A 25,412-nucleotide genomic window follows, 5' to 3' on the forward strand; every position below is an offset into this window, starting at 1 on the left:
GTTATTTCATTAATGTGAGTAATATTTTTTTTGCTATAGCTTAACGTTATATGTGACGACGATCAAATTATGACGGCCGGTTTATCAAGCGTTTAGTGGCGTCGCTCGACGAAAAATCAATAACAAGCGCATGAATTGCCAAGGTAAATTGCAGCCTGAATCGCTAGTATACGCGCCATGAATATAATAACGGGCGTTACTATGCAGGTTCAGCTACATCTTATTGTTAAGAAAATAATCTCCTTTGCTTTGCAGGCTGCGATGTTGGCCGCTCTGGTCGGACTGATATTTATCGATGTGCATTGGCTACACAATTTTGTCTACGAAACCTCGCTGACGGAGCTGATGCAGGAAGTCCTGCTGTTGGCGATAGCGCTGGGCTTCTTTATTTCTGGCTGGCGGCAACCGCCGTACCGGCCAGCGCGCGTGCTGATCGGCGGCTTTTTTCTCTGTATGCTGATTCGCGAAATGGACTTTGTCTTTGACTATCTGCATCACGGTGCCTGGGTATGGTTTGCCCTGCTGACTGCGATAGGGTGTCTGGTGTATGCACTATGCCGTCCCGCGGCCACCGTCAATGGTCTGGCGCATTTTTTGACTCATCCCAGCTACGGCATGATGTGCGCCGGTTTGCTGTGTATTCTGGTATTTTCACGTTTGTTTGGCATGCATCAATTGTGGCAAGGGCTGATGCTGGACGGCTATGACCGAGTGGTTAAAAACATGGTAGAAGAGGGCTGCGAACTGGTGGGATATGCGTTCTGCCTGTTTGCCAGCTACCGCTATCTGAGAGATGGCGAGAACACCTGAGTTGGCAGACGCTAGGCAATGGCGATATTTAACGCTACACTGTATATAAATACAGTCATTGCGTTGATCTGAGAGTATATACGTTGCCATGCTACCCAAGCGATTAGAGCCTGAGCTCGACATTTATCAATATCCGGAGCATTTGCGTGCCTGTCTGGCGACGCTGCCGAAGGCGCCGGGAGTATACGTGTTTCACGGTCAGCGTGACGGCATGCCACTGTATATCGGTAAAAGCGTCAATATCCGTAGTCGGGTGATGGCGCATTTCCGCTGCAAAGACGAAGGCAAGCTACTGCGGCAAACGCAGCGTATCTCGTTTACAGAAACCGCCGGCGAACTGGGTGCATTGCTGATCGAAGCGCAGATGATCAAAGCGTTGCAACCGCTGTTCAATAAGCGGCTGCGCCGTTCGCGTCAGCTATGTTCGTTGCATTTGCAGGCGTCCCGGCTGGAGATTGTGTATGCCAAGGAGATTGATTTCGCGTTGACGCCGGCGCTATATGGCCTGTTTGCCAACCGTACTGCTGCGCTGGAGAAACTGCGCACCATCGCCGACCAGCAACAGCTGTGTTATGGCCGGCTGGGTCTGGAAGCATTGCCGCCGGGCCGAGCGTGTTTTCGCCATAGCTTGCACAAGTGCGCTGGCGTCTGTTGCGGCAAGCAAAGCGAGGAGCAGCATCAGCAGCGCCTGGCACAGGCACTGGAACAGTTGCGCATCCACTGTTGGCCTTACGCCGGCAGGGTGGCACTGCATGAACAGCGCGGCGATTTTAACCAGTACCATATTATTCATAACTGGTTTTACCTGGGTACGGTCAGCGCGCTGGAACAGGTGGCGGGCCTGCAGCGCAGCGCCAGTCATTTTGACAGCGATGGCTACAAAATCCTGTGCCGGCCGCTGCTGAATGGTAATTATCCGATCATCGACCTCAGTGAATAATGGATGTGAACAGCCGGTAAGTGGTGAGATTTATCTGTAATTAGTTGCTATAGTGGCATTTTGTCTTGTCTCCTTAGGGTTAATATGGATAATGACCGTCGAAGCGAAGGAATGCGCTATTAACTCAGTTGGCAGAGTGATTGGTTTTAACATGCTTTTTGGCTACAAAATTGATAGACGCGGGTTCGAGTCCTGCATAGCGCGCCAGCTTCCTGAACTCTACACAGCGGTAGGCTAAAGCGCACCCGGGTTGATTTGTACTATCGGCTCCTCGTTGGGATTTTCGGGTGTGCTTTACCCTACCTGCTTCACGCCTCCCTGAAGATCGATCCTTTGCTAGACTGTAAGAAGGCAGGTTTTCTGCCCGGCAACCGGAGGTCGATATGTCTGAATCTGCCCAACTGCAAGAACTACTGCAACGCGTCGCCGCGCTGGAAGCCCGTGAAAAAGCGCTGACGGCGGAATCCAATGCCTATCAAGCCATTATCACGACCCTGCTGGGCAATCTGGACAAGTCGCTGCGTGATGACGTCATTGCCATGATCGATAAAGCGCATGAGATTGCCTATGCACGCGCCATTCAACGCGGCAACGGTTGCCAGCAGAACAAGATCAAGCAGGCGGACGACGTTGCTCAGCGCATGTTCATGTTTGCCCAGGGGCAAGCGTCGCAGTCACGCTGAAACTATAACAGTTGCCGGTTTTTAATTGCTGAACTGATCTACCTCGGCAAACTGTACTTATGTTAGTTTGGCGCGTAATTATCGATAGTAATAATACTTTCCTGCCAAGGTTGCCGAGATGGACGCGATTAAAAACATTCTGCTGCAAGAAATCGACCACATTAACCAGCGAGAAGGGCGTGACGGCAAGCCGCGCTTCAACAGCGAGTTTGCGCGTACCCATCGTTATCTGTGTCTGGCGATGTTTGCCGGCTATTTTGCGGTGATCGGCGTGATGTACCCGGTTCCCTACCTGGGACTGTGGTCATTGATCGGGTTTACCGCATTTGTGCTGTTCATGTTTGCCATGCTGCTGGTGGAGATCAAACCCGTATACCGTTTTGAGGATATCGGCGTGCTTGATCTGCGGGTTTGCTATAACGGCGAATGGTATTTTACCCGGGCATTATCGGCACAGGCGGTAGCGGCGCTGTTGGCTGAACCGACGGTCGGCATGGCGCTGAAGTCTCGAGTGCAGGAAATACTCGCCAACAAAGGCGAAATTGATTTCTATGACGTTTACGACCTGGCGTACGGTAAGAAGCTGCATAACCCCGGCGCGTCGGTAGCGTTGGTCAATTGAAGGGTTTGCGCCTGCCAGGATGTCGATTATACTCAGCGTTTGAAGCCCGTTAAGTGTAAGGAAGTTGCGATGAGTGATGATATTTTCGATTTTGACATCGATGCAGAGTTAGCCAAAGCCGAACAAAAAGCCGCCGAGAAAGCAAAAGAAGTTCCCGAAATGCTTGAAGACGAAGCGGACTGCGAAGGCTGTAAAATCTGATCGTGAATCGCTAAAAAACCGCCGCGGCGGTTTTTTTATGCCTGCTGTTCAGTCCAGAACAAATCCCCAGATCAATAACCCCGCAACGATCAGCACGCAAAGTGCCGAAACGGCGATCAAGATTTTCCCCAGTAAGTCTCCATCATGCTTACGCTGCGTCACGTTACGTCATCCAACCAGAATTTTATGAATTAAATCGGCAACGCCAAGATTAACGCCGACCAGTATTAACACCGCGGCTATCATTATGGCGATAAATTTTTTACTGTTATTCAAACCAATACCTACAATTACCTGCGTGTTCCCCGGTGCCGGCTCGGCTTCCCGGTGCATTTTACCGCGCTAAGGTCAGCGTTTTATTATTGCCAGTATTATGAGCTTTCCTATCGCCATAAGTTCCAGAACTGTTCGCGTTGTTTGTCTTGAGGTGGCGAAAGCGGCTCTAGCGTGGCCAGCGGCCTTGAGCGGCGTATTCGACCGGGCTGCGTCAGGAGACTCGAAGTCGGCAGAGTCGCCAGAGGGCTGTCGAAGGCGGCAGCGGTTTGCCGGGCTGCACGACGGGTTAGATCACCGGTGCAGCCTCAACGACGGCAGTGGTTAATCGTCGCCGATTTTTACGCCAATCTTGCTGACCTGATTGCCTTCCATTTCGGCGATGGTCCAGGTAAGGCCGTCCCATTCAATATGGTCACCCACCACCGGTTCGCCACCAATCATCTGCAGCACGAACTGCCCCAGCGTTTGCTGTTCATCAACGCCTTCCTGCAGATTCAAACCATAAATCTGCGAAATATCGCTCAAGCGGGCATCTGATTGCAAAATAAAATCGCCGAAGAAGCGGGCGTCGAGCGTGACGGGCGGAGCATGGCTGAACAGCTTGCCCAGCGTTGGCAAGTCATGCTCATGGCCGATGACGCACAGAATATCCTGTTCGCGCAGGCGGGTGCTGCCGCTTGGGTGCAGCAGTTCCTTACCGCGAAACAGCGCAGCGATGCGGGTACCCGGTGGCATTTTCAATTCGCGCAGCGCGGCACCCACGCACCAGTTGTCGGCCGACAATTGGTAGATAAACTGCTCCCACTGGTTTTCCGGATGAATATCCAGACCAACGCGCGAAATGGGCGTTAGCGCCGGTGGTACCACCACTTTGGCTTTCCTGGCGGCAAAAGCCAGCGTGGTGCCTTGCAGCAACAGCGAAACCAGCACCACGAAGAAGGCGACGTTAAAGAACAGATGGGCGTTTGGCAAGCCGGCCATCATTGGGAATACTGCCAGAATGACCGGCACGGCGCCGCGCAGGCCAACCCAGGAAATAAATACCCTTTCACGCAGGGTGAAGTTACGAAACGGCAGCAGGCCCAGGAATACCGAAATCGGGCGGGCGAACAGGATCATCCACAACGACAACAGCAGAGCCGGCACGGCAATCGGCAGCAGATTGCTAGGCGTCAGCAACAGGCCGAGCACCAGGAACATGGCGATTTGGCTCAGCCAGGCCAGGCCGTCAAACGTCTGCACGATGCCATGGCGGTTGCGAATCGGCCGATTGCCGAGCATCAGCCCGCACAGGTACACCGCCAGAATGCCGCTGCCGTTTAACGCGGTGGTCAGCGCAAATATCAAGATACCACCGCTGACTGCCAGCAGAGGGTATAGCCCTTCGGGCAATTTGATGCGGTTAATCAACGCCATCAGCAACCAGCCACCGCCGAGACCAAAAATGATCCCCATGCCGAACTGTTGCAGTAAATGCAGCGGGAAGCTCCAACTGAGGGTAGTTTCTCCGGCCGAAATCATTGCGATCAGCGTAATGGTCAGAAAAACCGCCATCGGATCGTTACTGCCGGACTCGATTTCCAGCGTGGCCCCAACGCGTTCGTTTAACCCTTTGCCTCCCAACAGCGAAAACACCGCCGCGGCGTCGGTTGAACCGATAATGGCGCCGATCAACAGCCCCTGGATCAGATCGATATTAAATAACCAGGCGGCTGCCAGCCCGGTTAACCCGGCGGTGATCACCACGCCGACCGTGGCCAATGACAGGGCTGGCCATAAGGCAACGCGGAAAGAACTGACGCGCGTACGCATGCCGCCGTCAAGCAGAATCACCGCCAGCGCCAGGTTACTGACCAGATAGGCCACGGGATAATTGTCAAAAGGAATGCCGCCAATGCCGTCAACGCCGGCCAGCATGCCGATTGCCAGGAAGATAACCAGAATGGGGATGCCAAGACGTGATGAGAAAGAGCTGAGGAGGATACTGGCCCCTACCAACACGGCGCCGATAATAAACAAACTGTTGATCGTGCTGGCATCCAAAATGACCTTCTCCTTTGGCTGGTTAACGCGGTGCGCGGTCGCGCCTCGGCCTGCTAATGATAGCCTGTTTCCCGGGTAAAACGCCAAGGCTGATTTGGCCAGATTTTGACTTTTATTGTCACTGTGGCAGGAAAACACCGACAAGAACGTTAAAAGTAACGTTGTTTCCTAGTTTGTTTATTTATATCAGTCGCTTGAAAATGAATGTAGGGAAGAATCATGATGGTTGTCCGGCGGATAAAACCATTAAACCCCATAGGGGATTTAATGGTTGGTAGAAATGGCCGCTCAGTGATCGAGGGATTGCAGGGCTCGCCTGATCAATTCAGAGGCCAGCTTGCGTTCGCCTTCAGAAACGCCGTCCAGATTGAAGTTGGCCAGGTCGTGTACCAGAATGCTGCGATCTTTGCCGCTGATGGACGCGTCCAATGCTGACAGCAGCCTGCCCAGAATCTTTAGCAATGTGGTGTTGGCCGGCTCGGCTTGCTGTGCTTCGGTGTTGTTGTCGGTCATAAAAATCCTCTCTGTCGTGACGGAAGGGCGCTAATGCCAGCACCGCCAATTGAGTGGCGCTGTCGTCCCTTAGGGTTCATTGAGCCCAATCGCTACCGTAAGGCAGGGATGTGGATTTCCACTTATGCAAAGCAGTTATAACAACTCGCTGCCATATACTCCAGTATAACTTTGCCGCAGTTCTGCTCCTTGAGATGAGCAATGCGTGCTTTGTCAGCCTGAATAATATTGGAGGCGAAAATAGATTATATCGGGTTTGTGGCATTTTGCGGCAGGGGGACAGGGGCGCGACATCGCCCCTGGTTAATACGTTATGGTGTTTTGACCTTGCGCTGTAGCCACGAGATATGTGGCCGCTCCAGCAGGAAGGTAAGATGCAGGCGAGTAATGACGTAATAGGCGATTACCGGGGCAATCAGGCCAAACAGCGTGCCGGCGATAACGTGGATAGCCCAGTTGTCGACGTGCAAGCCTTTGCTGAGGGCAATGCGCAGGCCACTACCGGCAAGAATGTGCATCAGGTAAATCACCATGCTCAATTCGCCCAGCTTACGCAGCCATGCCAGATCGCGCCGTGCCAGCAACACCGACAGGCAGACGATAAAGGCAATCGCCACGATGGCGAGCAGTAACGACATGATGCCGGTATCGGTATAATTGAGCCCCAAATAGCCATGGAATAGCCATTCCAGTACCACAAAGGCCACCAACGCCAATCCGGCGACACCCATGCCGACATTGGCAATCGCCGAGGCGTAGCGAATCGCCAACGCGCCAAGCAGGAAGAAGATCATAAAGCGAGTGATGTAATCAAAGTGGGCAAAATTCCCCAGGCTGTTTTGATAAATATACAGCGCGGCGGAAATCACGATCATCACCGGCAGTATCAGGTGGAACTTGTCCTTTTTATACAGCAGCGTGGCTACCACAAAAATCACGAACAGCGCATACAGGAACCAGAACTGTGCGCGTGGATGGGTAAACAGCATCAGCACATCGGAAAAGCTGGAGGGGTTGTTGGTATAGCGGGACAGCACTACTTCGATACTGCCCTGCAACAATGACCAGATGATGTACGGATAGACAATGGTGTCAATCTTGCTGATGATAAACCGTGTTTTGCCTTTGCGATTCAACGACGGCGCGAAGAACAGCCCGGACAGGAAGAAAAACAGCGGCATATGGAAACTGTAGATCACGCTGTCCAACAGCTGGTAGGACGCGTCCGAAAACTGAATGCCGGCGCTGTACAAACCACGATTGACGTGGCCGAAGACCACCAGAATAATGCCGATCCCTTTGGCATAATCTACCCAAGCTTCTCTCATTATTAACCCTATATTTATGGTAAATCGATCGTGTAGAAAGCGTAGCCGGGCATTGGGGTTTTACAACGGAGCTGAATCGCAAAACGCAGCTTTTCAGAAAATGATTAGGAATGGCGGAATAACACTTGCTTCGCAGGTCAACGGTCAGCGTCGTTTACCGATTGGCGAGAGGTGAGGGGAAGCGCGCTTCCCCTGGTTGGCCTGGTTGGGCAAGCCTATTGCGGTTTGCCGGAAAATAGAAATTTCAGTAATGGTACGCGCTTGTGTGCTTCATATAAGGCAAAGGCCAGGCCAAAGACAAACACCAGTCCCAGCGTAAAGCCCAGCAGATTATTGCCAATATAAGGCGTGATAAAGGCGCCATATATCAGCGTCAGCGGGTGGTGTACCAAATAGATGAACAGTGAGGCGTTGACCAGATAAGTAATGCGCGGCGAATGTTGATTCAGCAGCGCATGGCCAAATGAAAACACCACGTTGGTCATCAGGATACCTAGTAGCGCCTTGATGATGATTTCAATTTCAAACATAAAGTCGCTGTGCGCCAGCAGTTTCTGGTTCAGCATATAGGCGATGAACAACAGCAGCGACCCCAGCACCGCCCACGGCGATGGCTTGAGGAAAATGTCTTTAAGCCATGCGTACTTGAAGGCGTAGGCGCCAAGCACGAAGAACGGCAGATAGAACAGGGTTTCCATCACCACGAAGTTGAACACCGCGTTGGGCAGGATCTGCGGCGCGAAGGTTAAAATCATCCGGTGTGCCGTTGAATAGAGCAGCGCATACAGTAGGAAATAAAGTAAGATCTTTCCTAAATTAGTCATGCGATTGATCGGGTAGGGCGCAATGGGGGTAGCAATCGCCTTAATTCGGCGAAACAGATAAAAGCAAACGCAGGTTAACAACGCCAGGGTTAATAAAAACCACAGGTGTGAAACCAATTCCCAAATTGTTACATTTATTTTTCCGTACAGGGAAAACGCATTCCAGCCGTTTAATTTATCCGTGAAATATTTCAGCATAAAGAACTGTGGAATGGTTATTAATGGTATCGAGCTCAGCAGCGGAATGACCACGCGTTCCAGCCTTACCTTCAGCCAGCGGCGGCGCTCATAGCGCTGGTACAGCATAAAGGAAAAGTAGCCGGAAATGATAAAGAACACCTGCATGCGAAAGGCGTGGATCACGTCGTTCAGCACCGTCAGCGAGAACGACGGGCTGGCGCTGTTGACCGCCCAGCCGTGGCTGGAGTAAATCAGAGAAAGATGAAAAGGAACGCCGAGCAACATTAAATACGCTCGGATTGAATCAAGAAAAAACTCGCGTTGGTTGCTGCCGTTTGTCATAGATTACCGCTGATAATTTTTATTGAACCGTCATTAACCTGCTTATTAAGTCAGCATGCGTTAAATCGCAGCCCAAACCCTACTATACCGATTCATAATTTTCCATAGCGTCTTGCTGCCGGGCTTGGTACGCTGGGGTTTCTTCAGCTGCCTAAACTCTGAGCCATAAACATGAACCATTCATTTCTCATGTTGTCGGAAAGCTGAATAATCCATTAATATGGATTTTAAATGATTTGAGCACACGAATAGGGGGGGATGTGCTAGTTAATAATTTATCCAGACAACCACGCGCCAAGGGCGTCCGTTGGTTAGGTGCTACGACCGTATTGTTCACGCTGTTTTCCGCGCAGGCATGGGCCTTTTCCATCGATGATGTGGCCAAGCAGGCGCAGCAACTGGCGGGTAAGGGGTTTGAAGCCCCGAAGAGCAACCTTCCTTCTCAATTCCGTGACATGAAGTTCGCGGATTACCAGCAAATCCAGTTCAATCACGATAAAGCCTATTGGAACAAGCTGAAAACCCCTTTCAAGCTTGAGTTTTATCATCAAGGGATGTACTTCGACACGCCGGTGAAGATCAACGAAGTCACCGCCAATACCGTCAAGCAAATCAAGTACAGCGCAGATTATTTCAACTTCGGTTCGGTCAAGCACGATCCTGAATCGGTTAAGAATCTGGGCTTTGCCGGTTTCAAAGTGCTGTATCCGATCAACAGCGCAGACAAAAACGATGAAATCATGAGCATGCTGGGCGCCAGCTACTTCCGCGTGGTGGGCAAGGGCCAGGTGTACGGACTTTCCGCGCGCGGTCTGGCGATTGACACCGCGTTGCCATCCGGTGAGGAATTCCCACGCTTCCGCGAATACTGGATTGAGCGCCCTAAGGCCGGCGACAAGCATCTGGTTATCTATGCGCTGCTGGATTCGCCGCGCGCCACCGGCGCCTATCGCTTCGTGGTCTATCCGGGCCGAGACAGCGTGGTCGACGTACAGTCCAAAGTGTTCCTGCGCGACAAAGTGGGCAAACTGGGCATCGCGCCATTAACCAGCATGTTCCTGTTTGGTCCGAACCAGCCGTCGCCAACGCTGAACTACCGTCCGGCGCTGCATGATTCCAACGGTCTGTCGATTCACGCTGGCAACGGCGAATGGATCTGGCGTCCGCTGAACAATCCGAAGCATCTTTCGGTCAGCACCTATACCATCGAACATCCAAAAGGCTTCGGTCTGCTGCAACGCGGCCGTAACTTCAAGGATTATGAAGATCTGGACGATCGCTATGACCAGCGTCCAAGCGCCTGGGTAGAACCGCGTGGTGATTGGGGCAAGGGCAAGGTCGAGCTGGTGGAAATTCCGACGGCGGATGAAACCAACGACAACATTGTGGCGTTCTGGACTCCAGACGTACTGCCAGATGCGAAAACGCCGCTGGCGCTGAATTACCGCCTGCATTTCACTCGCGATGAAGACAAGCTGCATTCACAGGATATTGCCTACGTGAGCCAGACCATGCGCTCTACCGGCGACGTGAAGCAGTCCAACCTGATCCGTGAACCGGATGGCAGCGTGGCGTTCCTGGTGGACTTCGTGGGCCCTGTGCTGGCCGGTCTTGACGCCAACACGCCGGTTGCTTCGCAAGTCAGCGTCGGCGACAACGGCGAGCTGGTGGAAAACAATGTACGCTATAATCCAGTCACCAAAGGCTGGCGTTTAACGCTGCGCCTTAAAGTGAAAGACGACAAGAAGCCGGTAGAAATGCGCGCTGCGCTGGTCAACGGTGACAAGACCCTGTCGGAAACCTGGAGCAATCAGCTGCCTGCCAATGAATAAGACGACTCAATCTGCCCAGGATTATCTTGCGGCAATGCCCCTGACCGATGCGCGGTCAGGGGCGCTCACCCAACAACTTGACGCCGGTGATGAGCCGGCGCTGGTTACTCTGCACCGCCAGATGGGCGCTGCCGATGCCAATGTCGGCGCGCTGTCGGCTGACGACGTGGCGCTGGCGTCGGTGAAAAGCCGTATCCAGACCGCCTGGCCGGATGCGCTCAGCGACGACAACTTCGATACGGATGCGGAAGGGCGCACCATTTTGCAGGCCACGCCGCCGATCAAGCGTACCAGCATGTTCCCTGAAGCCTGGCGCACCAATCCGGTGGCCCGTTTTTGGGATTCGCTGCTGGGGCGTGCGCCGCATAATCGGCATGTCAGCAAGGAAGAAGCCGCTGCGGAAAACCGCTGGCGTACCGTCGGCTCGATGCGTCGTTATGTGCTGCTGATCCTGATGCTGGTTCAGACCGGTATTGCCACCTGGTACATGAAAACCATTTTGCCGTATCAGGGCTGGGCGTTGATCGATCCTATCGCCATGCTGGATCAGGATCTGATGCAGTCGGTGTTGCAACTGCTGCCTTATGTGCTGCAAACCGGCATTCTGATCCTGTTTGCCATTCTGTTCTGTTGGGTGTCGGCGGGATTCTGGACCGCGCTGATGGGCTTTCTGCAATTGCTGATTGGCAAGGATAAATACAGTATATCCTCCACCATCAAGGGCGACGAACCGATCAACCCACAGCATCGCACCGCGTTGATCATGCCTATCTGCAACGAAGACGTTGAACGCGTGTTCGCCGGGCTGCGCGCCACTTATGAATCGGTGGCGGCCACTGGCCAATTGGATCACTTTGATATTTATGTGCTGAGCGACAGCTACGATCCTGATATCTGCATGGCGGAACAGAAGGCCTGGATGGAACTGTGCCGCGACGTTGATGGCCATGGCCGTATCTTCTATCGCCGTCGCCGCCGTCGCGTTAAACGCAAAAGCGGTAACATTGATGACTTCTGTCGTCGTTGGGGCGGTGAATACAGCTACATGGTAATCCTTGACGCGGACAGCGTCATGAGCGGCGAGTGTCTGACCGGTCTGGTTCGCCTGATGGAAGCCAATCCGAACGCCGGCATCATCCAGTCTGCGCCAAAAGCGTCGGGCATGGATACGCTGTATGCGCGCGTGCAGCAGTTTGCCACCCGCGTTTATGGCCCGCTGTTTACCGCCGGCCTGCACTTCTGGCAGTTGGGTGAGTCTCACTATTGGGGGCACAACGCGATTATCCGCGTGAAACCGTTCATCGAGCACTGTGCTTTGGCACCGTTGCCGGGTGAAGGCTCGTTCGCCGGGTCGATTCTGTCACATGACTTCGTCGAAGCGGCGCTGATGCGCCGTGCCGGTTGGGGGGTGTGGATAGCCTACGATCTGCCGGGCAGTTACGAAGAACTACCGCCCAACCTGCTGGATGAATTGAAGCGTGACCGTCGTTGGTGCCATGGCAACCTGATGAACTTCCGTCTGTTCCTGGTCAAGGGCATGCACCCGGTACACCGTGCAGTGTTCCTGACCGGCGTGATGTCTTACCTGTCGGCGCCGCTGTGGTTTATGTTCCTGGCGTTATCCACCGCGCTTCAGGTGGTGCATACGCTGATGGAACCGCAGTACTTCCTGCAGCCGCGGCAATTGTTCCCGGTATGGCCACAGTGGCGTCCCGAACTGGCGATAGCGTTGTTCTCCACCACCCTGGTGCTGTTGTTCCTGCCGAAGCTGCTCAGCATCGTGCTGATCTGGGCCAAGGGCGCCAAAGAATACGGCGGCGCGTTCCGCCTGCTGATTTCGATGCTGATGGAAATGCTGTTCTCGGTGCTGCTGGCGCCGGTGCGCATGTTGTTCCATACGGTGTTTGTGGTCAGCGCCTTCCTCGGTTGGGAAGTGGTATGGAACTCGCCACAGCGTGACGACGACGACACGCCATGGGGTGAGGCGTTCAAGCGCCATGGTTCGCAGATGCTGCTGGGGCTGGTATGGGCAGGCGGTATGGCCTGGCTGGACCTGCGTTTCCTGTGGTGGCTGGCACCGATTGTCTTCTCGCTGATCCTGTCGCCGTTCGTGTCGGTGCTGTCCAGCCGAGCGACGTTGGGGCTGAAGAGTAAACGCGCCAAGCTGTTCCTGATCCCGGAAGAGTACTCGCCGCCACGCGAGCTGGTGGCCACCGAAGAATACTTGCAGCTGAACCGCGACCGCGCGTTGCGTGACGGTTTCCTGCATGCGGTGGTCAATCCGTCCTTCAATGCGCTGGCCGCGGCCATGGCTACCGCCCGCCATCATCTGCGTGCTGCCATCGAACGGGTACGCGAAGAACGGGTTAACGAAGCGTTGCAGGTCGGCCCCGACGCTCTGGCCAAGCCAAAACGCCTTGAACTGTTGAGCGACCCGGTTGCGTTGTCGCGGTTGCATCAGCGCGTCTGGTTACAGCCGGAGGGCGAAAGCTGGCGTGAACACTATCAACGGCTGCCACACAACGATCTGGCACACCCACGCGGTCAGCGTTAATCGCTGAACGTTTGCTACCCAGGGATGCGCATGGCGCATCCCTTTTTCGTTGGTACTTACGCAATGCTGACCTTGGGCTCGGCAAGAACTATGTTAAAATTTGCGCGGAGGTTGTTTATACCGAAACAACCATGCAGATAGGTCTATTGGGTGAAGATACGTTTTTATCTCCGTCTAGCATTGCTGGCACTCGGGACAGTCGTCTTGTCCGGCTGCGGCAGCATCATCAGCCGTACGGTGCCGGGTGCAGGGCACGGCAATCAATATTATCCGGGCGTGCAGTGGGATTTACGCGATACGCCGTGGCGTTATCTAACGGTGATTGACGTGCCGTTGTCGATGGTGGTGGACACCTTTATGCTGCCGTTTGATATGCGACACGGGCCGTATGAGTAATCGTTCAGCCGTTGGTGGCGAACGCCAATAGCCAATAGCGTTTTCCCTGGCAGTCAAAGGTACTCAATGCGTGCATCCCCAGGCCGTCAACGTGCGCAGCCAACGAATGCGGGTTGTGCTGGTCAATAAACAGCGCGCCGAGATCAAATCTTTCGTGGGTGTGGGTTTTCACCGCCGCGAACAGCTGTTTTAACACGCCTTTTCCTCGCCATTGCGTCGCCAGGCATACCGGGCCGTATAAAAACACTCGCTGCTCGGCCAGCGGCCGGCCGTTGAACGTCAGGCTGGACAGGGTCTCGACCAGCGCGTCGACCACCGGTGGGCGTGGCTGTGTGTCCGTCTGGGACAGGCAGACAAAGCCGGCCAGTTGACCGTCGTGCTCCGCCACCAATATGCCGAGGTCTTGGTTGAGGCTGGCCAACTGTGCCTCATCCATGGTTGAAACGATAAAACCTTGTTGCAGCTGCGCGCCGCTGAGATTCTCTGGCGTGTTTAGCCGTTGCAGCGTCAAAATGGCGGGGTAATCGCTGGCACGCGCCTGGCGAATAAGCATTATCGGATCCTTAAATTAACGTCGGACAGCAGAGCACGGCTCTCGACCGTTGGGCGGGCCGTAGCCAGGCCCGCCCGAGGGGGATTAACGCTCATCCCATTCATCGGCGGCCGTTTCGCCCTCTTCGGTGTCGAGCGGTGGATTCAGTTGGAAATCGCCTTCTTCCCATTCATACAGGGTATTTTCACCCAACCATTCTTCATGAATTTCCTCGTCGTCATAATCGCCGTCGAATATCGCCTGAGCCGCCGCGCCGCTGCGCAGCGTCAGGCACTCAACCGACTCGCCTTCGTCTTCAAAAAATTCAGCCTGCCACATGATATCACCGTCCAGCATCACGTATTTTTGCAGATTGAACTGTTGTGGCACCGGCGGTTCGTCATCATTACCGCCTTCGGCGGACTCAATAAACTCTTCGCGCGCTGCATCGATTGCTTCTTCCAAAGTGGCATATAGGCTCATGATCGTCTCCGGTAACAGTGCGGTTAATGAGTAAACTTCAGGACTTCTGAAGCGTCGTGACAAACGTCAAAAGTAATTGTTGTCGCAGCCACGCAGGATGCAAATTTTTTTGTTGTCCATTTTGCGACGAGGGTTGTCGCTTAAGCCGGCGAAACGGTGCCAGTGGCGAAGAATAATGGCACATCATCGTTCAACGCTCAGGAGCCCATGATGTTGCCTAATCCACAAACCAAATATCATCCCTTTCCACCGGTTGCGCTGCCGGATCGCCAGTGGCCGGCGCGCACGCAGCAACGAGCGCCACGCTGGTGTTCCAGTGATTTACGCGACGGTAATCAGGCGTTGGCGGAGCCGATGGACAGGGAGCGCAAGCAGTTGTTTTATCAGCTGTTGCTGCAATGCGGTTTTAGTGAAATCGAAGTGGCGTTTCCCTCGGCGTCGCAGACCGACTTTGATTTTGTTCGTTACTTGATCGACGAACGACAGATCCCGGACGGCGTGACCATTCAGGTTCTGACCCAGTCGCGCGACGATCTGATCGACCGCACCTTTGAGGCGCTGCAAGGCGTGCCTCGCGCGATTGTGCATCTGTATAACGCCACCGCGCCGCTGTTTCGTGACATCGTATTCCGACAAGACAAGGCCGCCACCATCGCGCTGGCGGTTAATGGCGCCCGGCGTATTCGGCAGCTTTGCGAACGACAGCCGGAGACCGAATGGACGTTTGAATACTCACCGGAAACCTTTTGTTTTACCGAATTGCCGTTTGCCCTGGAGATTTGTGAAGCGGTGGCCGAGGTGTGGCAGCCGAGCGCGCAACGGCCGATGATCGTCAATCTGCCTGCAACGGTGGAAGTCAGTACGCCGAATGTCTATGCCGACCAGATCGAATGGTTCTGTCGTCATTTCAGCCAACGCGAGCGGGTGACCATCAGCGTGCATCCGCATAACGATCGCGGTACCGGCGTAGCCTGCGCGGAGCTGGCGATGTTGGCGGGGGCCGATCGCGTTGAAGGCTGTCTGTTTGGCAACGGCGAACGTACCGGCAATGTCGATCTGGTGACGCTGGCGCTGAATCTGTACACCCAGGGGATCGCTCCGGGGTTGGACTTCAGCCGTCTGCAACAGGTGGTGGAAGTGGTAGAGCAGTGCAATCAGCTGCCGGTACATCCGCGCCATCCCTATGCCGGTGAACTGGTGTTTACCGCCTTTTCCGGCTCCCATCAGGACGCGATCAAAAAAGGCTTTGCCGCCCAGGCCGAAAGGCAGGATGGACGCTGGCAGGTGCCTTACCTGCCGCTCGATCCGGCCGACGTCGGTTGCAATTACGAAGCGGTGATCCGGGTCAACAGTCAGTCGGGTAAAAGCGGTGCCGCATGGTTGCTGGAACAGAATCACGGTTTGTCGTTGCCGCGCGGGTTGCAGATTGATTTTAGCCAGGTGGTGCAGCAGCAAACGGATGGCAGCGGCAAGGAAATGACCAGCGCCGAGCTGTGGCGGCTGTTCCGCAATCAGTATGGCCTGGTAGAGCAACCGCGTTTGCAACTGGTGAGCTATCAGACCGAAAGTCGTGGCGACCACGCCTACAGCTTCCAGGCCAGCGTGATGGTTGACGGTGAACCTCAGCCGCTTACCGGTGTAGGCAATGGCCTGTTGTCCAGTGCCGTCGATGCGTTACGCCAGCGGTTCGGCATTCAGCTGGCGATTGCCGATTATCATGAGCACACGCTGGGGCATCAAAGCCACAGCCGGGCGGTGGCCTATATTCGCTGTACGGCGCCAGGCAGCGATGCGGCATACGGTGTCGGTATTGATGCCGATTCTGCCCGCGCGTCGTTACAGGCGCTGTTCAACGTGGCGGGGCGCTATCTGACGCCACCACCGGTTGCGGCTGGCTGAAATAAACGCTGGGCGCGACGCCCAGTTGGCGACGGAACATCGCGCTAAAAGCGCTCGGGCTGTCATAGCCAAGATCCAGCGCTACCGACAGCACCGAGTGCCCGCTGGCCAACGCGTTGAGGGCGGCCAACAGGCGTGCGCGACGCAGCCAATCGCCGTAGCGCAGACCGGTTTCGCGCTGAAAACGACGCGCCAGGGTACGGCCGCTGACGTTGATATGCCGTGCGGCCTGCTCCAGCGTCCAGGGTTGCGCCAGCGAGCCTTGAATATGCTGGCACAGTGCCAGCAAGGCCCGGTCGCGAGGTTCGGGGAGATGCAGCGGCAACATGGGCATCATGCGCAACTCATCGAGAATCAACTCCATAATGCGCTCTTCACGACCGCCAGACGCATAGTTTGCGGGAATGTCCAACGCGCTGACGATCAGTTCACGCAGCAGCGGCGAGATCTGCACTACCTGACACTGGGCGGGCAGATCGGCGCGAGCCAGCGGATCGACGAACAGCGTTCTGACCGCCACCTTGCCGGTAAAGCGCAGGTTGTGTTCGACCCGTGCCGGCAACCATACCCCGCGGCCAGGCGGCACTACCCAACTGCCGAGTCGGGTATTGATCTGTACCACGCCGCTTAGGCAGTGGATCAGCTGTGCGCAGTTATGGTGGTGATCGGGTTCGATGTCACCGTGCTGATAATCCTTGGCGAATGGCACAATGGATTGATTTTCCGGCAGGTAATCATGGTGATAAAGCATTGTTACGCCCGGTTCGGTGGCAGGAGAGTATCCTGCAGCATGCCATGCAGCCCATTTTCATGCCAGTGCTGAAACGCATTTCTTGGCAAGGGTAGGCTCGGGATAACGGCTATGTTAGCTGGCGATGGCTGGTCACGTCACGCTAGCCGACACTGAGCGAATGTGACCACACGTGATGCCGTGCTGCGCATTGCGCGGCCAACCGACCAGCTTGAGGCTATCGCCAGCCTGTATTGCCAGGGATTGGGATTCCGCCGGCTGGGTGAGTTTTACGATCATCAGGGTTTTGACGGCATTATGGTCGGCCATCCGCACTATGCCTATCACCTTGAGTTTACCCATCATCACGGTGTACGGGTGGGGCGAGCGCCGACGCAGGACAATTTGCTGGTGTTCTATCTGCCTGACGAGACGCGGTGGCGCGAGCGCTGTCAGCAGATGCTGGCCGCCGGCTTTCGTCAAGTCGCCGCGTACAATCCCTACTGGCAAGTCAATGGCGTCACCTTTGAGGATTTTGATGGTTATCGCGTAGTGCTGCAACAACGGGCGTGGCAGGAATAAAAAGCCGACGCGTGGAGCGTCGGCTGGTTGTGAGGTGTATTGGCGATCAGTTATCGGTCGCCAAGGTCTGCGGTTTTTTGCCTTGGGTATTTTCCAGCATACGGCGAATAGGTACGATCAACAGAATCAGTACCGCTGCGCAAATCAGCAAGGCGATGGAGCAGCGGGCAAACAGGTTAGGCAGCATCTCCAACTGATCGGCCTTAACGTGGCCGCCGATCAGGCCGGCAGCCAGGTTGCCCAGGGCGCTGGCGCAGAACCACAGCCCCATCATTTGGCCACGCATTCTCTCCGGCGCCAGCAATGTCATGGTCGCCAGACCGATCGGGCTCAGACACAGCTCACCCAGCGTCAGCATCAGAATGCTGCCCACCAGCCACAGGGGGGAAACGCCGGCACCGTCGTTGTTCAGTACGTGCTGTGCGGCCATCATCATCAGGCCGAAGCCCGCAGCGGCAAACAGAATGCCGATCACGAATTTGGTGATGCTGCTCAGACGCACCTTGTTGCGTGCCAGCGCCGGCCAGAGCCAGCTGAACAGCGGTGCCAGCAGGATGATAAACAGGGCGTTGATAGACTGGAACCAGACCGCCGGGATTTCAAAACTGCCGATGGTACGGTTAGTGTAATCGTTGGCGAACAGGTTGAACGAGGTCGGTTTCTGTTCAAACGCCGACCAGAAGAAGGCCGCCGAGATCAGCAGGATAAAGCAGACCAGTAACCGAGCGCGTTCTTTGCGGTTCAGGCCGGCGAACATGAACAGATAAACGAAATACAGCGTTACCGAGGCGGCGATAACGTAAACCAGCGCGCTGGCCACGGCGACCGGGTTCACCACCACAATGCCGTAGGCAATCAGCGCGACGACGGCGACAATCGCCACGGCAATCACCATCAACCAGGCGCCAACGCCTTTTTTCTTGGTTACCGGGCTATTCCAGGTCGAGTCCAGGCCTACTTCACTGTCATAGCGTTTCATGGCCGGTACCGCGAAGGTACGGAAGATAACCAGGGCCACCAGCATACCGATACCGCCGATGCCAAAACCCCAATGCCAACCATGGGAACGGATCAGCCAGCCGGAAATCAACGGCGCAATAAATGAGCCCATATTGATGCCCATGTAGAACAGCGAAAAACCGCCGTCGCGGCGGGCATCGCCTTTCTTGTACAGCGTACCGACCATCACCGAAATGCAGGTCTTGAACAGTCCGGAACCCAGTACGATAAACATCAGGCCGATAAAGAACAGGTTGTTGCCCATGATCGCCGACAGGGCGATCGACAGGTGACCAAGGGCAATCAGGATTGACCCGTACCACACCGCTTTTTGCTGGCCGAGCCAGTTATCCGCCAGCCAACCGCCGGGCAGCGCCGCCAGGTACATGCTACCGGCAAAAATGCCGACGATCGCCGATGCGTTTTCGCGCGCCAGACCCATACCGCCGTCATACACCGTGGCGGCCATAAACAGAATCAGTAACGGACGAATACCATAGAACGAGAACCGCTCCCACATTTCGGTAAAGAACAGCGAACCGAGTGGATAGGGATGGCCGAAAAAGGTGCGGCTTTCAGTATTGTTAGAGGATTGCATAACTATTCCCAATAAAAAGTGCCGCGATGACACGGCTTATACTTGTGATATATGTGTTTTAAGGAAAGTAATCCGCATAACGTGGATTACTCGACAAAACTCCAGCCGCAGTGCCTGATAGCCGTGGAAAGCAAGGCGGTCATTTCTTCACTTGGCCAAATGCTGCGCATCGGCGTGATATTATTTAACCATTTGATAACCTGATGCTGGTTTTGTCTAGCCCCTGACAGTCATTTATAAGATGAAAAGTCGACAAACGTCTAGTTTTTTGGTTTTTATGTTGGCTTTGGCGGAAATGCTATTGACAGCTGAATACGAGGGTTTTTTTTATTAATTTTTTATAAAACAAATTGTTATGTACTTTATGTTGCTGTTTTGTGGCGCAGGCGACGTCGCAGGTAGGCTCAGGAGAAAAGTTGGAAAATGGCGCTTATGGCTGAAAATTCGCCAGCGGCGGTGATAATTGGCGTTAAGGTTCTTGCTGCAAGCTATCGTCCTCGTGGTGTTTCGGGCGGCGGCGCTGCAGGCACCACCACGAGTAAACCGCATTGAACAACACCACGACGGCGGTTACGCAGAATACCGCCCTAAAGCCGTAACTGGCGGAAACTGCCGCACCGAGCAAGGGACCGGTGACGTTACCAACGTCTCGAAAGGATTGGTTATAGCTGAAAATTCTGCCGGCGACCTGATTGGTGCAGTTATAGATCAGCAGGGTTTGCACTGCCGGAAGTAGGGCACCGTCCGCAGCCCCCAGCAAAAAGCGCAACACGCCGAGTTGCCACGGCGTCTGTACCAGCGCCATCGGGATCAGCAGCAGTACCGAAAATATCAGCATGCACACCAAAATGCGTTCTGGGCCGATTCTGTCGCCCAACTTACCCAGTCTTGGCGCGCTGAGCAGCGCGGCAACGCCCGGAACGGAGGCGATCAAGCCGCTGACAAATGCCAGATTAGCAATATCTCCGGCCAGATCGCGGACATACAACGTGAGGATCGGTGCTATCGAGCCGCTGGCGACCTGAATAATCATCGTGGTCACGAACAGCGCCAGAATCAACCTGGGGTTTTTCAGTGAGGAAAAAACTTGCCGTGCATCTAGCATGTCTTTCTTTTGCACCGGCGTGAACCGCTCTTTAACGAAAAACAGCGTCAGGATAAAGCACACCAACAGCACCGCCGCGGTAATGTAAAATACCGGCCGCAAGCCATAGCTGTCTGCCAGCAAACCACCGATCAGCGGCCCGATCAGTGCGCCGCTGACGCCGCCGGTCGACAGGGTGCCCAGCGCCCAGCCGCTGCGGTTACGCGGTACCTGGGTGGCGATCAGCGCATTGGCGTTTGGGATGAATCCTCCCAATAGCCCCAGTAGCGCGCGCAACGCCAAAAATTGCCAGATATTTTGTGCCATGCCCATCAGGACCATCACGATGGCCATGCCCAGCGCCGAACGCAGCAGCATCAGCTTGCGACCGCGCCGATCGGCGAGGCCGCCCCAGAACGGTGAGGCAATGGCAGAAAACAAAAAGGTGATACTGAATACCAGTCCTGACCACATATTCAACGCCTGGTGGCCGGTTACGCCGAGGGTTTCCACGTATAACGGCAGGAACGGCATGATCAGGCTGAACGCGGCGCCAGTCAGAAAGCAGCCGAGCCAGGTGACGAACAGATTGCGTTTCCAGTTTATGGGTGCAGATGCCGGAGCCATACAATACCGCGAAAGAAGGTGTCAGGTTTTGCCGTGGTGCCGTGGCAAAGCAGAAAGTTAGCGGGGTAAGTATGCGCTCTAAAGCGGTGTGCGGCAAATCAGCGATGGCAATATATGCAGCAAAATGAAAAGAAGTTTTAAAATTCTCAGCGGCAATGATTTCCCGCGTAGGCAACGCGGGAAGGGGCGACTATATGCCGTTTAACGCGTCAAAACCGCTGCTGGTGGTGGTGACCGCCATCTCGGTAACATCATAGTCTGCTACGGCGGTGAAGGGATCTTGCGCCAGAATGTGGTCTAACTGGCTACGCGCCATGCTCTTGACCAGGATCACGCCGCCGGTGCGGGGATTCTTGCGGCCAGCGGCGATGAAATCACCTTGGGCGAAGTACTTTTTCAACCAGATGATGTGCCCGTCGAGCAGGCTGTCGACCTCTTCGATAGGGCGGTGGTAGGTCAGGCTGACAATGAACATAACGGCTCCGAAAACGCAAAAAGTGAGCAGGTAACATCACACCGTTGTGATGTACGATCAAGAGATTGCGATAAAAAAACCCGCCAGTGGCGGGTTTGCAATCAATACAGCGATGGTTCGCCTTCCGGGCGGGTTTTGAAGCGGCGGTGCAGCCACATATACTGATCCGGCGCCATCAGGATCTCTTTTTCGACCACTTTGTTCATAAAGGCCGCAGCGTCCAGTTCGTTGTCCAACGGGAAGTTTTCCACCGCCGGTTGCATGATCAGCTCATAGCCTTTGCCATCCGGCAGGCGACGAGGGGTAAATGGAATGATCGCCGGCTTGCCCATGCGCACCAGCACATAACTGCCGGTGGTGGTGGCGGCCTTGTCGACGGCAAACAGCGGAGCAAACACGCTGCTGCGCGGGCCGTAGTCATGATCTGGCGCGTACCAGATGATATCGCCCTGTTTCAGCGCGCGGATCATGCCCTTGACGTCTTTACGATCCAGCATGGATTTGTTGGAGCGCATGCGGCCCCAGGTCTGTAGCCAATCCATTAGTTTATTGTCATGCGGACGATAAACGCCGATACCCGGATTGTGAATGCCAAAGATACGAGCACCCAGCTCCAGCGTCAGAAAATGCAATCCGATCAGCAACACCCCTTGCTGGTTATCGCGCGCTTTTTGTATATGCTCCAGCCCGCTAACGGTAAACCAGCGTTCGATACGCCAGTTTGGCCAGAACCAGGCCATGCCGGTTTCAAACAACCCCATACCTACCGACTCAAAATTTTTCACCACTAAAGCTTCGCGTTCCGCTTTCGGCATGTCGGGGAAACATAACGCCAGATTGCGATCGGCGATTTCTACCCGACGTTTTAAAAAGCGCATGGAGAAGCGGCCCAAAGTGGTGCCTAACTGATAAATTACCGGATAAGGTAGCAAAACCAGCAGGTATAACAGGCCAATGCCAAACCAGGTCAGCCAGTAACGAGGATGCAATAAAGATCGATTAAAAGAGGGAACTTGCGTCATGTGTTCTCAGCTTAGAAGCAGTCATTTAATAGTAAAAACAGATAATTAGCATGTTCATTCGCCCAAGGGACCTGTGGCACGCATTTCATTTTCTGCCGGTTATAGCGATATATTGTGACAGTTTTTCGGCAGAACTGGAAAACCGACCGCATTAAATCATCATTTGCCCTGCCGCGATCTTAACGTGCCAATAGCCAGTAGCGCGTTGCGTTGCGATAAAAAGGGCTGCGATGAAACATTAGCTGCCAGTATCATAGCAGCATAAATATTCAGGAGTTAATTATGTTGTTTTCATGGTTAAGCGCGGGATTATTGATAATGGGCGTACTGTTAGGCAGTCTGGCTGCCCACTGGCAATCGAACCCGCTGCTGGCGACGGCTGGCGTGGTACTGTTGGCGGGCGTGGTGAGCGCCGGATTTACCGAACGTCATGGCGGACGCTGAACGGCGCCCGCCTTGATGATTAATCGTTTTTGAACAGGCCTTTTACCGCATGTGGTTCGCTACGCCAGTACTGTGGCGGCGCACTGGCCCGCTCACCCAACTTGGCTGCCGCATGCCATGGCCAACGTGGGTTATAAAGTATACCACGCGCCAAGGCCACCATATCGGCTTGCCCGCTGGCGATAATGGTTTCTGCCTGTTCCGGTTCGGTAATCAGGCCGACGGCGATGGTGGGCATGCCGACTTCGCGTTTGATGGTTGCGGCGAACGGCACCTGATAGCCTGGCCCGACCGGGATTTTCTGCTGCGCAGATAAACCACCGCTGGAAACGTGAATATAGTCACACCCCAGTTCCTTCAGTTCTTTGGCCAAGATAACCGACTGTTGTTCGTCCCAGCCGCCTTCCACCCAGTCACTGGCGGAAATGCGAACCCCGACGGCTTTATTGGCCGGGAATACCGCGCGGACTTCACTGAAAATCTCCAGCAGCAGACGCATGCGGTTTTGCAATGAGCCGCCATACTGGTCGGTACGCTGGTTAGCCAGCGGCGACAAAAACTGATGCAGCAGGTAGCCGTGCGCGCCGTGCAGTTCAATCAACTCGAAACCCAGCCGGTCTGCACGTTTTGCGGCTGCAACAAACTGCCGTTTAAGCGTGGCGATACGCTCCAGACTCATGGCTTGCGGCGCTTCGTCATGTGGATGGAATGGCACCTCGGAAGGCGCAATGGTTTGCCAACCACCGCTGGACTGGCTGATTTGCGCGCCGCCGGCCCAGGGCACCGCGCAGGAGGCTTTGCGTCCGGCGTGGCCAAGCTGGATGCCCAGCGGCAGGGTGGCGTGCTTTTTCACCGCCTGTATCACTCCCGCCAGTGCCTGTTCGGTTGTGTCGTCCCACAGACCCAGATCGTCCGGTGAGATCCGCCCTTCCTCCGCCACTGCGGTCGCTTCAACAATCAACAGTCCGGCGCCGGACATTGCCAAATGCCCCAGGTGCATGGTGTGCCATTCGCTGGCGCTGCCGTGTACGGCGGAATATTGGCACATCGGTGCGATGATGATGCGGTTGGGCAAGGTCAGTTTGCCGAGGGTAATCGGTTGGAATAGCTGGCTCATAATATCCTCGTAGTGCGTTATTAATGAATCGCGTGCTAAGCACAGGCATATCCGGATTTGTGATGCTCGTCAAGTTTTAGACCGGGAACGGCACCATGCCGTTAATGCTGTGTTAGGTGCTTTTTTCGGGTATCATGTGCGCCGCGCGCGGGCGCTAGGCCGGCGCGCATGTTAATCCGTCACCTCCGAAAGACAGGAACGTACACCATGCCAGTGTTACATAACCGAATCTCTAACGAGGAATTGAAGGCGCGCATGCTGGCCGAAACCGAGCCGCGCACCACAGTTTCTTTTTATAAATACTTCACGCTCGACGATCCCAAGGCGTTTCGCGACAGCCTGTATCTTCAGTTCGAAAAACTGAAGGTCTTCGGCCGCATTTATGTGGCGAAAGAGGGCATCAATGCGCAAATCAGCGTGCCACAGAGCAACTTTGAGGCGTTCAAGGCCACGTTATTTGCCAGCCACCCGGCGTTGAATCAGGTACGTCTGAATATTGCGCTGGAAGACGACGGTAAATCGTTTTGGGTGCTGCGCCTGAAGGTGCGCGATCGCATCGTGGCTGACGGCATTGATGATGCCAGCTTCAATCCGGCCGACGTCGGTGAATATCTGAAGGCCGATCGGGTCAACGAAATGATCGACGATCCGGATACGTTGTTCGTCGATATGCGCAACCACTACGAATACGAAGTGGGCCATTTCGAAAACGCCATTGAAGTGCCTTCCGACACCTTCCGCGATCAGTTGCCAATGGCCGTCGACATGTTGCAGGACAATAAAGACAAAAAGATCGTCATGTACTGCACCGGCGGTATTCGCTGTGAAAAGGCCAGCGCCTACATGCGCCACAATGGCTTCAAGAACGTTTATCACGTGGAAGGCGGCATTATCGAATACGCCCGACGGGCGAAAGAGCAGGGCCTGCCGTTGAAGTTTATCGGCAAGAACTTTGTGTTCGACGAGCGGATGGGGGAGCGCATTTCTGATGACGTGATTGCCCACTGTCACCAGTGCGGCGAGCCGTGTGATACTCACACCAACTGCAAGAATGACGGCTGCCATTTGCTGTTTATTCAGTGCCCGAGCTGTGCGGCCAAGTTTGAAGGCTGTTGCAGTGAGATTTGTCGCGAAGAGCTAAAACTGCCGCGCGAAGAGCAGCGCGCACGCCGCGCCGGTCGCGAAAATGGCATCAAAATCTTTAATAAATCAAAAGGTTTGTTGCAGACGACGATGCATATTCCGGCACCGGAAGAGAAGTAACGCAGCAGGCAGC

At 54.7% G+C, this 25,412-nt stretch carries 24 protein-coding genes and 1 tRNA gene; 13 read left to right on the forward strand and 12 right to left on the reverse strand.

The genetic code is table 11. The features are described from left to right. Window positions 1-201: 201 nt before the first annotated feature. From AC2AXP_RS04525 to AC2AXP_RS04550, 6 genes are all read left to right on the forward strand, one after another. On the forward strand, window positions 202-810 hold the full coding sequence (locus tag AC2AXP_RS04525) for a hypothetical protein (protein ID WP_039992221.1): 609 nt from the start codon (window positions 202-204) through the stop codon (window positions 808-810). 88 nt (window positions 811-898) lie between these two features. Then, window positions 899-1,750, forward strand: a complete 852-nt coding sequence (gene cho / locus AC2AXP_RS04530; RefSeq protein ID WP_198772699.1) for an excinuclease Cho — start codon at window positions 899-901, stop codon at window positions 1,748-1,750. Window positions 1,751-1,863: 113 nt separating this feature from the next. Next, window positions 1,864-1,957, forward strand: a tRNA-OTHER gene (locus AC2AXP_RS04535). A 176-nt stretch (window positions 1,958-2,133) separates the two neighbouring features. Continuing rightward, complete coding sequence (locus AC2AXP_RS04540) at window positions 2,134-2,433, forward strand: sigma-S stabilization anti-adapter protein IraP (protein WP_004964355.1); 300 nt, start codon at window positions 2,134-2,136, stop codon at window positions 2,431-2,433. 118 nt (window positions 2,434-2,551) lie between these two features. After that, a complete protein-coding gene (locus tag AC2AXP_RS04545; protein ID WP_004964354.1) occupies window positions 2,552-3,055 on the forward strand; it encodes a YlaC family protein in 504 nt (167 codons plus the stop codon). Between the two features lie 69 nt (window positions 3,056-3,124). Continuing rightward, window positions 3,125-3,256, forward strand: a complete 132-nt coding sequence (locus AC2AXP_RS04550; RefSeq protein WP_004964351.1) for a hypothetical protein — start codon at window positions 3,125-3,127, stop codon at window positions 3,254-3,256. 597 nt (window positions 3,257-3,853) lie between these two features. Here AC2AXP_RS04550 and AC2AXP_RS04555 read toward each other — a convergent pair. From AC2AXP_RS04555 to mdoC, 4 genes are all read right to left on the reverse strand, one after another. Then, entirely contained in the window at window positions 3,854-5,575 is a 1,722-nt protein-coding gene (locus AC2AXP_RS04555) for a potassium/proton antiporter (protein ID WP_039992220.1), read from the reverse strand. A gap of 288 nt (window positions 5,576-5,863) precedes the next feature. Beyond that, window positions 5,864-6,088 carry a hypothetical protein gene (locus tag AC2AXP_RS04560; RefSeq protein ID WP_004964345.1) on the reverse strand — a complete coding sequence of 75 codons (225 nt, stop codon included), beginning with the start codon at window positions 6,086-6,088 and terminating at the stop codon, window positions 5,864-5,866. A gap of 311 nt (window positions 6,089-6,399) precedes the next feature. Further along, window positions 6,400-7,416, reverse strand: coding sequence for an acyltransferase family protein (locus AC2AXP_RS04565; RefSeq protein ID WP_004964343.1), 1,017 nt, complete (start codon window positions 7,414-7,416; stop codon window positions 6,400-6,402). 215 nt (window positions 7,417-7,631) lie between these two features. Next, window positions 7,632-8,762: a glucans biosynthesis protein MdoC gene (mdoC, locus tag AC2AXP_RS04570; RefSeq protein WP_484381442.1), complete on the reverse strand. Its 1,131-nt coding sequence runs from the start codon at window positions 8,760-8,762 to the stop codon at window positions 7,632-7,634. Between the two features lie 260 nt (window positions 8,763-9,022). On the opposite strand from mdoC, the gene AC2AXP_RS04575 reads away from it, so the two are divergent. The 3 genes from AC2AXP_RS04575 to AC2AXP_RS04585 all read left to right on the forward strand — a co-directional run bounded on the left by AC2AXP_RS04575 (window position 9,023) and on the right by AC2AXP_RS04585 (window position 13,544). Continuing rightward, on the forward strand, window positions 9,023-10,594 hold the full coding sequence (locus AC2AXP_RS04575; protein ID WP_182646450.1) for a glucan biosynthesis protein G: 1,572 nt from the start codon (window positions 9,023-9,025) through the stop codon (window positions 10,592-10,594). Next, on the forward strand, window positions 10,587-13,148 hold the full coding sequence (gene mdoH / locus AC2AXP_RS04580; RefSeq protein WP_004964338.1) for a glucans biosynthesis glucosyltransferase MdoH: 2,562 nt from the start codon (window positions 10,587-10,589) through the stop codon (window positions 13,146-13,148). The genes AC2AXP_RS04575 and mdoH overlap by 8 nt, the downstream gene beginning before the upstream one ends. 150 nt (window positions 13,149-13,298) lie before the next feature. Further along, on the forward strand, window positions 13,299-13,544 hold the full coding sequence (locus tag AC2AXP_RS04585; protein WP_004964336.1) for a YceK/YidQ family lipoprotein: 246 nt from the start codon (window positions 13,299-13,301) through the stop codon (window positions 13,542-13,544). Window positions 13,545-13,548: 4 nt separating this feature from the next. On the opposite strand, the gene AC2AXP_RS04590 is transcribed toward AC2AXP_RS04585, so the two are convergent. Both AC2AXP_RS04590 and AC2AXP_RS04595 read right to left on the reverse strand, forming a co-directional pair. Further along, the gene (locus AC2AXP_RS04590) at window positions 13,549-14,097 is read right to left on the reverse strand and encodes a GNAT family N-acetyltransferase (RefSeq protein ID WP_004964335.1); all 549 of its coding nucleotides are present in this window, start codon (window positions 14,095-14,097) and stop codon (window positions 13,549-13,551) included. An 84-nt stretch (window positions 14,098-14,181) separates the two neighbouring features. Further along, complete coding sequence (locus tag AC2AXP_RS04595) at window positions 14,182-14,559, reverse strand: MysB family protein (protein WP_004964334.1); 378 nt, start codon at window positions 14,557-14,559, stop codon at window positions 14,182-14,184. A gap of 210 nt (window positions 14,560-14,769) precedes the next feature. Between AC2AXP_RS04595 and leuA the strand changes: the two genes are divergently transcribed. Beyond that, a complete protein-coding gene (gene leuA / locus AC2AXP_RS04600; protein ID WP_484381643.1) occupies window positions 14,770-16,458 on the forward strand; it encodes a 2-isopropylmalate synthase in 1,689 nt (562 codons plus the stop codon). Here leuA and AC2AXP_RS04605 read toward each other — a convergent pair. Further along, the gene (locus tag AC2AXP_RS04605) at window positions 16,409-17,209 is read right to left on the reverse strand and encodes an AraC family transcriptional regulator (RefSeq protein WP_004964329.1); all 801 of its coding nucleotides are present in this window, start codon (window positions 17,207-17,209) and stop codon (window positions 16,409-16,411) included. The genes leuA and AC2AXP_RS04605 overlap by 50 nt on opposite strands. A gap of 162 nt (window positions 17,210-17,371) precedes the next feature. Here AC2AXP_RS04605 and AC2AXP_RS04610 point away from each other — a divergent pair, with 162 nt between their 5' ends. Beyond that, entirely contained in the window at window positions 17,372-17,770 is a 399-nt protein-coding gene (locus AC2AXP_RS04610) for a VOC family protein (protein ID WP_484381443.1), read from the forward strand. A 46-nt stretch (window positions 17,771-17,816) separates the two neighbouring features. Here AC2AXP_RS04610 and AC2AXP_RS04615 read toward each other — a convergent pair whose 3' ends face one another. From AC2AXP_RS04615 to AC2AXP_RS04630, 4 genes are all read right to left on the reverse strand, one after another. Next, the gene (locus tag AC2AXP_RS04615; protein ID WP_004964323.1) at window positions 17,817-19,367 is read right to left on the reverse strand and encodes a peptide MFS transporter; all 1,551 of its coding nucleotides are present in this window, start codon (window positions 19,365-19,367) and stop codon (window positions 17,817-17,819) included. 469 nt (window positions 19,368-19,836) lie between these two features. After that, complete coding sequence (gene mdtG, locus AC2AXP_RS04620; RefSeq protein WP_198772697.1) at window positions 19,837-21,078, reverse strand: multidrug efflux MFS transporter MdtG; 1,242 nt, start codon at window positions 21,076-21,078, stop codon at window positions 19,837-19,839. A 190-nt stretch (window positions 21,079-21,268) separates the two neighbouring features. Beyond that, window positions 21,269-21,553 (reverse strand): YciI family protein, encoded by a 285-nt coding sequence (locus tag AC2AXP_RS04625; protein ID WP_004964316.1) that lies wholly within the window; start codon window positions 21,551-21,553, stop codon window positions 21,269-21,271. Between the two features lie 101 nt (window positions 21,554-21,654). After that, the gene (locus AC2AXP_RS04630) at window positions 21,655-22,575 is read right to left on the reverse strand and encodes a Kdo(2)-lipid IV(A) acyltransferase (protein WP_039992217.1); all 921 of its coding nucleotides are present in this window, start codon (window positions 22,573-22,575) and stop codon (window positions 21,655-21,657) included. 318 nt (window positions 22,576-22,893) lie between these two features. Between AC2AXP_RS04630 and AC2AXP_RS04635 the strand changes: the two genes are divergently transcribed. Beyond that, window positions 22,894-23,019 carry a histidine kinase gene (locus tag AC2AXP_RS04635; protein ID WP_371901508.1) on the forward strand — a complete coding sequence of 42 codons (126 nt, stop codon included), beginning with the start codon at window positions 22,894-22,896 and terminating at the stop codon, window positions 23,017-23,019. Between the two features lie 19 nt (window positions 23,020-23,038). On the opposite strand, the gene AC2AXP_RS04640 is transcribed toward AC2AXP_RS04635, so the two are convergent. After that, window positions 23,039-24,136 (reverse strand): NADH:flavin oxidoreductase/NADH oxidase, encoded by a 1,098-nt coding sequence (locus AC2AXP_RS04640; protein WP_004964308.1) that lies wholly within the window; start codon window positions 24,134-24,136, stop codon window positions 23,039-23,041. A gap of 207 nt (window positions 24,137-24,343) precedes the next feature. Between AC2AXP_RS04640 and trhO the strand changes: the two genes are divergently transcribed. Continuing rightward, the gene (gene trhO / locus AC2AXP_RS04645) at window positions 24,344-25,399 is read left to right on the forward strand and encodes an oxygen-dependent tRNA uridine(34) hydroxylase TrhO (RefSeq protein ID WP_039992216.1); all 1,056 of its coding nucleotides are present in this window, start codon (window positions 24,344-24,346) and stop codon (window positions 25,397-25,399) included. Window positions 25,400-25,412 lie beyond the last annotated feature (13 nt).

The sequence above is a fragment of the Serratia sp. Sp408 genome (genome assembly GCF_057180665.1).